At 70.8% G+C, this 12,778-nt stretch carries 11 protein-coding genes; 4 read left to right on the top strand and 7 right to left on the bottom strand.

Annotated elements, in window-relative coordinates; translation table 11 throughout:
- Nucleotides 1–14: 14 nt before the first annotated feature.
- Entirely contained in the window at nucleotides 15–809 is a 795-nt protein-coding gene (locus ACFPQ9_RS35735; protein WP_380862752.1) for a carbon-nitrogen family hydrolase, read from the bottom strand.
- Nucleotides 810–1,003: 194 nt separating this feature from the next.
- Here ACFPQ9_RS35735 and ACFPQ9_RS35730 point away from each other — a divergent pair, with 194 nt between their 5' ends.
- Nucleotides 1,004–1,828 carry a maleylpyruvate isomerase family mycothiol-dependent enzyme gene (locus ACFPQ9_RS35730; protein ID WP_380862750.1) on the top strand — a complete coding sequence of 275 codons (825 nt, stop codon included), beginning with the start codon at nucleotides 1,004–1,006 and terminating at the stop codon, nucleotides 1,826–1,828.
- Nucleotides 1,829–1,910: 82 nt separating this feature from the next.
- Nucleotides 1,911–2,708, top strand: coding sequence for an SAM-dependent methyltransferase (locus ACFPQ9_RS35725; RefSeq protein WP_380862748.1), 798 nt, complete (start codon nucleotides 1,911–1,913; stop codon nucleotides 2,706–2,708).
- Between the two features lie 18 nt (nucleotides 2,709–2,726).
- Here ACFPQ9_RS35725 and ACFPQ9_RS35720 read toward each other — a convergent pair whose 3' ends face one another.
- Nucleotides 2,727–4,022, bottom strand: coding sequence for an MFS transporter (locus ACFPQ9_RS35720; protein WP_380862746.1), 1,296 nt, complete (start codon nucleotides 4,020–4,022; stop codon nucleotides 2,727–2,729).
- Complete coding sequence (locus ACFPQ9_RS35715) at nucleotides 4,019–4,681, bottom strand: GntR family transcriptional regulator (protein ID WP_030953275.1); 663 nt, start codon at nucleotides 4,679–4,681, stop codon at nucleotides 4,019–4,021. The genes ACFPQ9_RS35720 and ACFPQ9_RS35715 overlap by 4 nt, the downstream gene beginning before the upstream one ends.
- Before the next feature lie 208 nt (nucleotides 4,682–4,889).
- Here ACFPQ9_RS35715 and ACFPQ9_RS35710 point away from each other — a divergent pair, with 208 nt between their 5' ends.
- Nucleotides 4,890–5,789, top strand: coding sequence for a D-alanyl-D-alanine carboxypeptidase family protein (locus ACFPQ9_RS35710; RefSeq protein ID WP_380862743.1), 900 nt, complete (start codon nucleotides 4,890–4,892; stop codon nucleotides 5,787–5,789).
- Nucleotides 5,790–5,848: 59 nt separating this feature from the next.
- Here ACFPQ9_RS35710 and ACFPQ9_RS35705 read toward each other — a convergent pair whose 3' ends face one another.
- Genes ACFPQ9_RS35705 through pdhA form a run of 3 tightly spaced genes read right to left on the bottom strand, consistent with a single transcriptional unit; the run spans nucleotide 5,849 to nucleotide 9,462 of the window.
- Entirely contained in the window at nucleotides 5,849–7,282 is a 1,434-nt protein-coding gene (locus tag ACFPQ9_RS35705) for a dihydrolipoamide acetyltransferase family protein (protein ID WP_380862741.1), read from the bottom strand.
- A 10-nt stretch (nucleotides 7,283–7,292) separates the two neighbouring features.
- Nucleotides 7,293–8,282, bottom strand: a complete 990-nt coding sequence (locus ACFPQ9_RS35700; protein ID WP_380862739.1) for an alpha-ketoacid dehydrogenase subunit beta — start codon at nucleotides 8,280–8,282, stop codon at nucleotides 7,293–7,295.
- A 1-nt stretch (nucleotide 8,283) separates the two neighbouring features.
- Nucleotides 8,284–9,462 (bottom strand): pyruvate dehydrogenase (acetyl-transferring) E1 component subunit alpha, encoded by a 1,179-nt coding sequence (pdhA, locus tag ACFPQ9_RS35695; protein ID WP_380862737.1) that lies wholly within the window; start codon nucleotides 9,460–9,462, stop codon nucleotides 8,284–8,286.
- Between the two features lie 538 nt (nucleotides 9,463–10,000).
- Here pdhA and ACFPQ9_RS35690 point away from each other — a divergent pair.
- Nucleotides 10,001–10,996 carry a phosphotransferase gene (locus tag ACFPQ9_RS35690; protein WP_380862735.1) on the top strand — a complete coding sequence of 332 codons (996 nt, stop codon included), beginning with the start codon at nucleotides 10,001–10,003 and terminating at the stop codon, nucleotides 10,994–10,996.
- 118 nt (nucleotides 10,997–11,114) lie between these two features.
- Here ACFPQ9_RS35690 and ACFPQ9_RS35685 read toward each other — a convergent pair whose 3' ends face one another.
- On the bottom strand, nucleotides 11,115–12,668 hold the full coding sequence (locus ACFPQ9_RS35685) for a protein kinase domain-containing protein (RefSeq protein WP_380862732.1): 1,554 nt from the start codon (nucleotides 12,666–12,668) through the stop codon (nucleotides 11,115–11,117).
- Between the last annotated feature and the right edge of the window lie 110 nt (nucleotides 12,669–12,778).

The raw sequence follows: 12,778 nt of genomic DNA, 5'->3' as shown, positions 1-12,778 counted from the left end.
CGACGCGGTCCGGGTCAGCGGCGCGGCGCCGCCAGTCCCAGCATGCGGTCCTTGAGCGCCGGGAACTGATCCCGTGTCACCGCGACCTTCCCCGGGTCGAACTCCACCGTCAGGACCTGCTCCCCCGCACCGGCCTGCGCCAGCACCTCGCCCCACGGATCGACCACGATCGAGTGACCGGCCTGCGGAACCCCGGCGTGCGTCCCGGCCGTTCCACAGGCGAGCACGAACGCCTGGTTCTCCACCGCCCGCGCCTGAGCCAGCAGCGTCCAGTGCGCCCGGCGGCGCTCCGGCCAGCCCGCCGGGACGACCAGGGTCTCGGCGCCGGCGTCGACGAGACCGCGGAAGAGTTCGGGGAAACGGAGGTCGTAGCAGGTGGCCACGCCCAGCGTGGTCTCGGGCAGCCGGACCGTCACGAGGTCCTCGCCCGCGGCCATCAGCACCGCCTCGCCCTTGTCGAAGCCGAACCGGTGGATCTTCCGGTAGGCGGCGACCGGCTCACCGGAGGGGGAGAAGACGAGAGAGGTGTTGTAGAGCGGTCCTTCAGGGTCTCGCTCGGGGATCGAGCCCGCGTGCAGCCATACGCCCGCGTCGCTCGCCGCCTTCGCCATCGCCTCGTACGTCGGGCCTTCCAGCGGCTCGGCCTCGTCGGCGAACCCGTCGTAGGCGAACGCCCCGGTGGTCCACAGCTCCGGCAGCACGACCAGATCGGCCCCGGCCTGTTCCCGCACGAGTGCGGCTACGCGGCGCCGGCGGGATTCGACTGATTCGCCCTCGTTGACGTCGATCTGGAGCAGAGAGGCGCGCACACTACCACCGTCCTGGCATTCGAGCCGTCCATACGGGCCTACGATCGTCACACGAAAGCACTGCCGGGGTGCCTCACAGCAGCGTAACTTAGCGTTCCAAGACACCCACCCGCCGACAGCCGCCACCTCCCACTGGCACCGCCGCCACAACCTGCCCGCGTACCGACGTACCAACCGCCGAGGGGTCCCGTTCCGTGAGTCTGCATCCCACCCTCCAGCCCTACGCCGACGCCTGGACCCACTCCATCGAAGCGATATCCGAGCTGGTGACGCCGCTTGTCGAGGGCGAGTGGAACCGGCGAACGCCCTGCCCCGGCTGGTCGGTGCGCGATGTGGTCTCGCATGTCATCGGCCTGGACTGCGAGATGCTCGGCGACCCGCGCCCCATCCACACGCTCCCGCGCGACCTCTTCCACGTCACCAACGACCAGCAGCGGTACATGGAGATGCAGGTCGACGTCCGCCGTCACCACACGGCGCCGGAGATGACCTCCGAGCTCGAGTACACGATCATCCGCCGCAACCGGCAGCTGCGGAACGAGTCCCGTGACCCCGGCACCAAGGTGCGCGGTCCGCTCGGCGCGGAGCTCACCCTGGAGGAGTCGATGCGCGGCCACGCCTTCGACGTATGGGTGCACGAGCAGGACCTGCGTGCCGCGCTCGGCCGGCCCGGCAATCTCGACTCCCCCGGCGCGCACGTGGCCCGTGACGTCCTGCTGGCCAAGCTGCCCGACATCGTCGCCACCAAGGCCGACGCCCCGCGCAGCTCGGCGATCGTCCTCGATGTGCACGGCCCGATCGAGTTCCTGCGCACGATCCGCATCGACATCCAGGGCCGCGGCGCCCTCGAAACGGCCCCCGCGCTCGGCCCCGCCGCCACCCTCACGCTCGACTGGGAGACCTACGTCCGCCTCGCCTGCGGCCGTATCACGCCGGAGTCGGTGGCGGACCGGTTGAAGACGGAGGGCGACCCACATCTGACGGCGGCGATCCTGCGGAACTTCACGGTCACGCAGTAGGGCACCGCCACGTGGGACGGGCAGGGGCGGCGGGCACGAAAACCGGTGTCGCCCCCGGCCCGGCCGCGGCTAACGTCCCGGCGTGACCGACACCGAGACACCCACCACGCCCGCGTCCACGTCCACCCCCGCCGGGCCACCGCGTCTGACCCGACTGACCTTCCACGGCCCGCTGTCCGAGGCACGGGCGCAGGGTCTGGTGCGGCGGCTGACGCGCACGGATCCCCGTACCGTCCTCGACATCGGCTGCGGCTGGGGCGAGTTGATGCTCCGGGTCCTCGCCGCCGCGCCGCGGGCCACCGGCGTCGGGTTGGACCTCAACACCGAGGACCTCGCCCGCGGCCGGCGCACCGCGCAGGCCAGAGGGCTGGCCGAACGGGCCGAGTTCGTCGAGGAGTCCGCGACCGGAACCTCACGCGGCCCCGCCGACCTGGTCCTGTGTGTCGGATCGAGCCAGGCCCTCGGCACGGCAGAGCCGCCCGGGCACCTCGCCGAAGCCCTGCGCGAGCTGCGCCGACTGGTCAGCGACGACGGCCGTGTGCTGCTCGGCGAGGGCTTCTGGCAGCGGTCTCCGACCCCGGCCGAACTCGCCGGCATGTGGCCGCAGGCCGCGGCGACCGACCACCCCGACCTCGCCGGCCTTCTCGACGCCGTGGTCGCCGCCGGGTTCCGCCCGGAGTGGACGGAGACGGCGAACCTCGACGAGTGGGAGGAGTTCGAGTCGGCGTACCAGGCGGACGTCGAGGTGTGGCTGGCGCGGAACCCCGGGCATCCGCTGGCGGCCGAGACCCGTGAGCGCCTCGACCGCCACCGCGGCCAGTGGATGAGCTACCGCGGGGTGCTGGGGCTCGCGTATCTCACGCTCGTCCCGGCCCTCTGACCTCGCAGGCCGATCCGCTCACGCGGGAACGTGCACCGTCTCCACCCTGCTGGCGACCAGCCGTTCCCGCTCCCGGCGCGCGGCCCGCTTGCGCAGCCGCAGGATCTGGCTGATCCCCAGGGCCTGGAGGACGAAGACGAACGAGAAGGCGACGGTGTAGTCGTCCCCGGTCGCGTCCAGCAGCACGCCGATCGCGAACAGCGTCGTCATCGAGGCCACGAAACCGCCCATGTTGGTGATGCCGGACGCCGTGCCCTGACGCTCCGGCGGATTCGCCGGGCGGGCGAAGTCGAAGCCGAGCATCGAGGCGGGCCCACATGCCCCGAGCACCGTGCACAGCACGATCAGCAGCCACATCGGCGCCGTCTCGCCGGGCCAGAGCAGCGTCGTCGCCCACATCACCGCCGTCGCCGCGACGGTGCCGAGCGCCAGCGGGAGGCGCGCCTCGTGGTGCCGGGCCACGACCTGGCCGTAGACCAGGCCGACGACCATGTTGGACAGGACGACGAGGGTGAGCAGTTCGCCGGCCGTGGCCCGGGACAGCCCCTGCGCCTCCACCAGGAAGGGCATCCCCCACAGCAGCAGGAAGACCATCGCCGGGAACTGCGTCGTGAAGTGCACCCACAGGCCAAGGCGGGTGCCCGGCTCCCGCCAGGACGCGGCGATCTGGCGTCGTACGTACGCCGATCCCTGGTGCGGCAGGGATTCCGGCTCGTGTCCCTCGGGGTGGTCCTTCAGGAACAGCAGGGTCAGCACGAGCACCACGGCGCCCGCGCCGGCGCTGCCCGCGAACGCCGCGGTCCAGCCCACGCCGTGCAGCAGCCGCGCCAGCACCAGGGTGGAGACCAGGTTGCCCGCCATGCCCGCGAGGCCCGCGAGCTGGGCGATGAGCGGGCCGCGCCGGGCCGGGAACCAGCGGGTGCCGAGCCGCAGCACGCTGATGAACGTCATCGCGTCGCCGCAGCCCAGCAGCGCGCGGGAGGCGAGGGCCATGCCGTACGACGGCGAGAAGGCGAAGCCGAGTTGGCCCACGGTGAACAGCACCGTGCCGATGGCCAGCACCTTCTTGGTGCCGAGCCGGTCGACGAGCAGGCCGACGGGTATCTGCATGCCCGCGTACACGAGCAGCTGGAGGATCGAGAACGTCGACAGGGCCGAGGCGTTCACGTCGAAGCGGTCCGCGGCGTCGAGGCCGGCGACCCCCAGCGACGTACGGAAGATGACGGCGACGAAGTAGACCGAGACGCCTATGCCCCAGACGGCGACGGCGCGGCGGCCGCCGGGAGGGTCGCCCGGCAGTGCGGCGGACCTCATCGCTCCTCACCCCGCGCGAGGTGCGAGAACCAGTCGATGTGCCGGTGGACCAGGCCGACGGCGGCCTCGGTGTCGCCCGAGCGCAGCGCCTGAAGGATCTCCTCGTGCTCGACGAGGGTCTTGGCGATCCGGTCGGGGTGGGAGTACATGACCGCGACGCCCATACGCAGTTGCCGGTCGCGGAGCTGGTCGTAGAGCCGGGAGAGGATCTCGTTGCCGCCGCTGCGGACGATCTCCGCGTGGAAGCAGCGGTCGGTGACGGCGGCCGCCGCGAGATCGCCCGCGGCTGCCTGTTCCTTCTGCCGGGCGAGCAGTTCCTCCAGGCGCTCGATGAGTCCGGGCGGCGCGGGGACGGCCTTGCGCGCCGCGTGCTCCTCGACGAGGATCCGCGTCTCCACGACGTCCTTGATCTCCTGCGCGGAGACCGGCAGGACCAGGGCGCCCTTCTTCGGGTAGAGCTTGATCAGCCCTTCGACCTCCAGGCGCAGCAGCGCCTCGCGCACCGGGGTGCGGGAGACGCCGACGGCCTCGGCCAGCTCGCCCTCGGTGAGCAGCGTGCCGCCTTCGTAACGGCGGTCCAGGACGCCCTGTTTGACGTGGGTGTAGACGCGGTCGGCGGCGGGCGGCTGCTTGAGGGGTGCGGGCGGGGCGGAAGGCATGCCCACAGCATAGATACAACACGTACGCATGGCGGGATTCGTCCATCATGCGGACCACATCGGAATCCTCCGGCAAAGAAGCCACATTGGCGCCGGTTGTTGCACAACCTTCTGTGCTAGTTACGTGTCACACACGTGCGGCCCCACTTTCTTTCCCCTCCAATTCGGCCGCATATTCGGGGCATTCGACGCAATCGGGGTATTTCAGTTGATAATCGCCACCAAGGGCTTCCGTGTCCGCAGAGCCGCAGCCGTCGCCGTGACGACCGGTGCCGTGCTCGCCACCGGAGCCCTCACCGCGGTTCCCGCGCAGGCCGTGACGGCGCCCACCATCACCGCCAAGGGCGGGTACGTGATGAACGGCGCGACCGGCGCGACCCTCTTCACCAAGTCCGCGGACACGAAGAGGCTGACCGCGTCGACGACGAAGATCATGACCGCCAAGGTCGTGCTCTCGCAGTCGAACCTGAACCTGGACACCAAGGTCACCATCCGCAAGGAGGTCAGCGACTACATCGTCTCCAAGGGCGCCTCGTCGGCCCGGCTGATCGTCGGCGACAAGGTCACCGTGCGTCAGCTGCTCTACGGGATGATGCTGCCGTCCGGCTGTGACGCCGCGATGACCCTCGCCGACAAGTTCGGCTCCGGTACGACGGTCAAGGCCCGCACGGCCAACTTCATCGGCAAGATGAACACCATGGCCAAGAGCCTGGGCATGACCAACACGCACTTCGACTCGTTCGACGGCATAAGCAATGGTTCGAACTACTCGACGCCGCGCGACCTGACGAAGCTCGCCCGCAGCGCGATGAAGAGCACCACGTTCAAGGCGGTCGTGAAGACGAAGTCCTACACGGCCAAGACGATCACCAAGACCGGGGCCACCCGGACCATGGCGCCCTGGACCAACACCAACGCCCTGCTCGGCTGGAACGGCACGCTCGGCATCAAGACCGGCTCCGGCACCGAGGCCAAGTACTGCCTGGTCTTCGCCGCCACGCTCAACGGGGAGCAGGTGATGGGCGCGGTGCTGACCTCCTCCTCGGAGGCCAACCGCACGGCCGACGTCAAGAAGCTGATCACCTACGGCTACGCCCGCATCAGCTGACGCGTCACCTCACATGCGAAGGGGCGGCCACTCGACGGTGGCTGCCCCTTCCGTGTGGCTCACGCCCAGGTGATCAGCCGCTTCGGCTGCTCCAGGATCGCCGCGACGTCCGCCAGCACCTTGGAGCCCAGCTCGCCGTCGACCAGACGGTGGTCGAAGCTGAGCGCCAGGGTGGTGACCTGACGGGGCTTGACCTTGCCCTTGTGGACCCACGGCTGCAGCTTGATCGCGCCGACCGCGAGGATCGCGGACTCGCCGGGGTTCAGGATCGGCGTGCCGGTGTCGACGCCGAAGACGCCGACGTTGGTGATGGTGACCGTGCCGCCCTGCATCGCGGCCGGGGTGGTCCTGCCCTCCCGCGCCGTCGCCACCAGCTCGCCCAGTGCCTCGGCCAGCTGCGGAAGCGTCCGGGCGTGGGCGTCCTTGATGTTCGGGACGATGAGGCCGCGGGGGGTCGCCGCCGCGATGCCCAGGTTGACGTAGTGCTTCTGCACGATCTCCTGGTTGGCCTCGTCCCAGGACGCGTTGACATCGGGGTTGCGCTTGATCGCGACCAGCAGGGCCTTGGCGATCAGCAGCAAGGGGTTCACGCGCAGGCCCGCGAACTCCTTGTCCTGCTTGAGCTCCTCGACCAGCTTCATCGTGCGCGTCACGTCCACCGTCACGAACTCCGTGACATGCGGGGCCGTGAACGCCGAGCCGACCATCGCCGCCGCCGTCGCCTTGCGGACGCCCTTCACCGGGATCCGGGTCTCGCGCGCCGTGTCGTAGCCGGCCGGTGTCGCCGGAGCGGCGGCGGGCGCCGCGGCCGGGGCCACGGGGGCGGCCTGCGGCACCGGTTCGGCGGCCGGGGCCGCGGCCGCCACCGCCGCGTGGACGTCCTCGCGGGTGATGATGCCGTCCGGGCCGGTGGGCGTCACCGTGGCCAGGTCCACGCCCAGGTCCTTCGCCAGCTTGCGCACCGGGGGCTTGGCCAGCGGCCGGGGCGGGACCACCGCCGCGGCGGCAGCGGGCCCATGGCCGTTCAGTTCGGACTGCAGGGCCTGCGCCGCGGGCTCCTGACGCGGAACGTCCGCGCCCTTGCGCGGGCGGCGCTTGGTCGAGGTCTGGGCCACGCCGTAGCCGACCAGCACCGGCTGGCGGCCCTCCGGCTTGGGTTCCTCCTCGGCGGCCGGAGCCGGAGCCGGGGCCTCCGGCTGGGCGGCGGGCGCCTCGGCGACGGGTGCCGCTCCACCGGCGACGTCCACGGCGATGATCGCCGTACCGACGTCCACCGTCGTGCCCTCGGGGAAGTGCAGTTCACGGACCACCCCGTCGTACGGGATGGGCAGTTCGACGGCCGCCTTGGCCGTCTCGACCTCGCACACCACCTGGCCGTCGGTGACCGTGTCGCCCGGCTGGACGTACCACTTGAGGATCTCCGCCTCGGTGAGTCCCTCGCCCACGTCGGGCATCTTGAACTCGCGCACGGACGCTTCAGTCATCGTCGTCACGACCCTCTCCTCAGTACGCCAGGGCACGGTCGACGGCGTCGAGCACCCGGTCCAGGCCCGGCAGGTACTCCTCCTCCAGACGCGCCGGCGGATACGGGGCGTGATAGCCGCCCACCCGCAGCACCGGGGCCTCCAGATGGTAGAAGCAGCGCTCCGTGATCCGGGCGGCGATCTCCGCGCCCGAACCGAAGAACACGGGAGCCTCGTGGACCACGACCAGACGGCGGGTCTTCTCCACGGACGCCTGGATGGCGTCGAAGTCCAGCGGGGAGACCGAGCGCAGGTCCAGGACCTCCAGGCTGCGGCCCTCCTCGGCGGCCGCGTCGGCGACCTCCCGGCACAGCTTCACCATCGGGCCGTACGCGGCCAGGGTGAGGTCGGTGCCCTCGCGGACGACCCGCGCCTTGTGCAGCGGGCCCGGGATGGCCTCGGTGTTGACCTCGCCCTTGTCCCAGTAGCGCCGCTTGGGCTCGAAGAAGATCACCGGGTCGTCGCTCTGGATGGCCTGCTGCATCATCCAGTAGGCGTCCGACGCGTTGGACGGCGAGACGATCTTCAGGCCCGCCACGTGCGCGAAGAGCGCCTCGGGGGACTCGGAGTGGTGCTCGACCGCGCCGATGCCGCCGCCGTAGGGGATACGGACGACGACCGGCAGCTTGACCTTGCCCAGCGAGCGCGCGTGCATCTTGGCGAGCTGGGTGACGATCTGGTCGTAGGCCGGGAAGACGAAGCCGTCGAACTGGATCTCCACCACGGGGCGGTAGCCGCGCAGGGCGAGGCCGATCGCCGTGCCGACGATGCCCGACTCGGCCAGCGGGGTGTCGATGACACGGCTCTCGCCGAAGTCCTTCTGCAGGCCGTCCGTCACCCGGAAGACACCGCCGAGCTTGCCGACGTCCTCGCCCATGATGAGGACCTTGGGGTCCGAGTCCAGGGCGCGGCGCAGCGATTCGTTGATCGCCTTGGCCAGGGCCATGTTCTTGGTCACGGTCTCCGCCATGTCAGGCCCCCTCTACGTCCGCGAACGACGCCTGGTAGGCGGCGAACTGGGCGCGCTCCTCGTCGACGAGCGCATGCCCGTCCGCGTACACGTTCTCGAAGATGGCGAAGTGGTCCGGGTCCGGCATGGCGCGGACCGCTTCGCGCACTCGCTTGCCCAACGCCTCGCTCTCGGTCTCCAGTTCCGCGAAGAATCCCTCGTCCGCGTGGTTTGAAGCCTCGAGGTACCGGCGAACGCGCAGGATCGGGTCCTTGGCCTCCCAGGCCTCGCGCTCCTCGTCGGCACGGTACTTCGTCGGGTCGTCGGAGGTGGTGTGGGCGCCCATGCGGTAGGTGTACGCCTCGACCAGCGTCGGTCCCTCGCCGCTGCGGGCGCGCTCGAGCGCCCACTTCGTCACGGCCAGACAGGCCAGGACGTCGTTGCCGTCGACGCGGACGCCGGGGAAGCCGTAGCCCTGGGCGCGCTGGTAGAGCGGCACGCGGGTCTGCTTCTCGGTCGGCTCGGAGATCGCCCACTGGTTGTTCTGGCAGAAGAACACCACGGGCGCGTTGTAGACCGCGGAGAAGGTGAAGGACTCGGCCACGTCGCCCTGGCTGGAGGCGCCGTCGCCGAAGTAGGCGATGACCGCGCTGTCGGCGCCGTCCTTGGCGATGCCCATGGCGTAGCCGGTGGCGTGCAGCGTCTGGGAGCCGATGACGATCGTGTAGAGCTGGAAGTTGTTGCTGTTGGGGTCCCAGCCGCCGTTGTTCACGCCGCGGAACATGCCGAGCAGGTTGGTCGGGTCGACCCCGCGGCACCATGCGACGCCGTGCTCGCGGTAGGTCGGGAAGACGTAGTCGTCCTCGCGGGTGGCCCGGCCGGAGCCGATCTGGGCGGCCTCCTGGCCGAGCAGCGACGCCCACAGGCCCAGCTCGCCCTGGCGCTGCAGGGAGGTGGCCTCGGCGTCGAAGCGTCGGGTGAGGACCATGTCGCGGTAGAGGCCGCGGAGCTCTTCGGGGGTGATGCCGGCGACGTACTTGTCGTACTCGGCGTTCTTGACGCGCTTGCCCTCGGGCGTCAGCAACTGAACGAGTTCGGGGTCCGTACTCGTCGTTTTCCTTGCGGTTGTGGTCTTGCCGGCCGTGCTCTTGGTACCGGCGCTGCGTCGCGACTTTCGCGCGGCAGTGCTCTCCACGGTCACGTGTGCTCCTCCGTCGGTCCGGCTACCCGGGTTCGCCGGGTGCCAGTGCGGCTCACCTGCAACCCTCGGGGCGCACAGGGTGGGAGCGCTCGTACGGGAACAGGCGTGACAGGTGCCCCGGCGAGCGCCCTGCAAAAAGCACGTTACCCAGTGCTCCACATTTCTGTGAAACCCCTCCTGACCTGCGATTTTGCTTGGATTTCCAAGTAAATCGCGAAAGTCGGGAACAACTCCTGGTCACAGCCTTGCAGGGGGCCGGAACAACGGCACGTTATATCGGTGAGCCAGGTCACGGGAAGAGTCACCGAGGGGCAGATCACCGGACCGGTGTGACATCGCCCTCATGGACGAAGAAGGAAATGTCCGGGTATCACCCCTGGCCGAAAAACGATCAAGAATCGAGGAGTGCCGCTGACCGTTCCCGCGACCAGAAGTGACTGACGGCGACTGGCTACGACTGACTGCGACAACGCCCAGCTCACGGGATCCGCCGTTGCCCTAGCATCGGCGCGTGCCGCGCTCCTGTGTACCACCGCTTGTGCCTCACGCGCCCCCTCTGGGCCCCCTTCTCCGCCAGTACTCCGCCGGTTCCGCCCTCGCCTGCGACCCCGTCGACCAGGGCCTGCTGAACCGCGGCTACCGACTGCGCACGACCCGCGGCCGCTTCTTCCTCAAGCACCACCACGATCCCGACACCGCCGACCCGGCCGCCATCGCCCGCCAGCACCTGGCCACCCGGCGCCTGGCCGACCTCGGCGTCCCGGTGGCCCCGCCGCTGGCCGACCGCGAGGGACGCACGGTCGCCGTCGTCGGCGGCCAGGCGTTCGCCCTGCACCCCTGGATCGACGGGCGGCACCGCCACGGCGGGCAGCTCACGCGCGGGCAGTGCGAGCGGCTGGGGGCGCTGCTGGGCGTCGTGCACGCGGGCCTGGAGCGCGTGATGCCGCTGGCGGGGCGGACGCCGGCCGAGAGCGCCGACCCCGCCCACACCTTCGCCCTCATCGACGACCTGCTCGCCCGGATCCGCCGCCACCGCCCCGCCGACCGCTTCGACGAGCTCGCCCGCCACCGTCTCCTGGAACGCCGCGACCTCCTGGAGCGGCACGCCTGGCGGCGCCCCCCGCACGCCGCCGCGGTCGGCTGGGTGCACGGCGACTTCCACCCCTTCAACCTGCTCTACCGGGGCGACGCGCCGGCCGCGATCGTCGACTGGGACCGGCTCGGCGTGCAGCCCCGCGCGGAGGAGGCCGTCCGCGCCGCCGCGATCTTCTTCGTACGGCCCACCGGAACCCTCGACCTCACGAAGGCGGCCGCCTACACGCGCGCGTACCGGCACATAGCCGGCGCCTCCCCCGACGAGCTCGCGGCGGCCGTGCACCGCGTGTGGTGGGAGCGGCTGAACGACTTCTGGATGCTGCGCTGGCACTACGAGCGCGGCGACACCCGCGCGGACGCACAGTTCCCGGCGGTCTCGGCACTGGCGGTGTGGTGGACGCGGGAGTACGCGGCGGTCCGGGACGCCTTCACCGGCTGAGCCCGGCGCCTGCCCTTTCTTCGGGTGCCCTGAAACGGCACGCGCGCGTGGAGCCCGTTTCCGGGCTCCACGCGCGCGTGGGGTGTCGAGTGCCGATCCGCTGTCGGCCGCCGGCCTGTCAGCCCGTGGCGGGCGGCGTGGTCGGCAGCGTCGGCTCCTCGGTGGGCTCCTCCGTCGGCTCCTCGGTGGGCTCCTCCGTCGGCTCCTCCGTCGGCTCGGCCGTGGTCGGCTCCTCCGTCGGCTCCTGCGTGGGCTCCTCGGTGGGCTCCTCCGTCGGCTCGGACGTCTCCGTGTAGTCCGGGTCGGTGCCCGTGCCGGAACCGTCGTCCGTGACCTCTTCGGTCGGCTCCTCCGTGGGCTCCTCGGTCGCCTCGTCGGTCGCCTTGTCCTCGTCGGTGGTCTGCGACGTGGTCGGCGTCTCCTTGGTGCCCCCGCCACCACCGCCACCGCCGCCGTTGTTCAGCGCCAGCGCGACACCGGCCGCGATGGCGATCACCGCGAGGACGGCGAGGATCCACAGCTTGCCGCGGCCGCCGCCGCCCCTGTTTCCGTGTCCCTCGAAGCCGCCGTCGTCGCCGCCCCCGTACCTGTTGGGCAGGATCGGCTGCGGGATCTGCGTCGTGCCGGAGGCCGGGTCTCCCGGGTGCCCCATGACGGTCGTGTTCGCGAAGCCCGACGCCGGGGTGTTCCGACCCTCGTGAACGGCGACCGGGCCGGTGTTCCAGGTGCCGGTGTGGCCGCCCTGGTCGTACAGCATCTGCAGGCCGTACTGGACGAGGCCGCGCATCTCCTCGGCCGTCTGGAACCGGTCGTCCGGCTCCTTGGCGAGCGAGCGCATGACCAGGCCGTCGAGCTCCGGCGGCGTGGCGTCGGAGACCTCGGACGGCGGGGTCGGGATGTCCTGGACGTGCTGGTAGACCACCGACAGCGGGGTCTCGCCGGTGAACGGGGGCCGCAGCGCGAGGAGTTCGTACAGGAGGCAGCCGGTCGCGTACAGGTCGGAGCGGTGGTCGACCGCCTTGCCGAGCGCCTGCTCCGGGGAGAGGTACTGCGGGGTGCCCATGACCATGCCGGTCTGCGTCATCGTCGACTGCGCGCCGTGCAGGGCACGCGCGATGCCGAAGTCCATCACCTTCACGGCGCCGTTGTTGGTGATGATGACGTTGGCGGGCTTGATGTCGCGGTGCACGATGCCGTGCTGGTGCGAATAGGCGAGGGCCTCCAGGACACCGGAGACGATGATCAGCGCCTGCTCGGGGCCGGGTGCCTCGGCGTTGAGGAGGAGGTCGCGGATCGTGCGGCCCTCGACGATCTCCATCACGATGTACGGCACGCTGTGCGCGCCCACGACATCCTCACCGGAGTCGTACACGGCGACGATCGCGTGGTGGTTGAGGCCGGCCACGGACTGGGCCTCGCGCGTGAAGCGGGCCTTGGACACCGGGTCCTCGGCGAGGTCGGAACGCAGCAGCTTGACCGCCACGGTGCGCCCGAGACGCACGTCCTCGGCCGCGAACACCTCGGCCATGCCGCCCCGGCCGAGTCTGCGGGTCAGCCGGTAACGGCCGTCCCCGACAAGTCCGCCATTACCCCACATTTCCGGCGCGTCTGACATACCGCCGCCAGCCGCCTCGGGGTCGGACGGGCCCTGAGCGCGCTGCTGCTGCTCCATCAGTCCTCGCCGTCGTTTCTGCCCGCGGTGCGCGCGGTGTTGTTACGGTCTCCGTCGGCCACGCTACAGCCTCGGCGCAAGCCGTCGGTCCGAGACGGTGGCCCGGGCCG

The organism is Streptomyces coerulescens (genome assembly GCF_042657965.1).
Classification (GTDB): domain Bacteria; phylum Actinomycetota; class Actinomycetes; order Streptomycetales; family Streptomycetaceae; genus Streptomyces; species Streptomyces coerulescens.
Note: the sequence above shows the minus strand (reverse complement) of the source record. Positions and strands in the feature narration are given on the sequence as shown.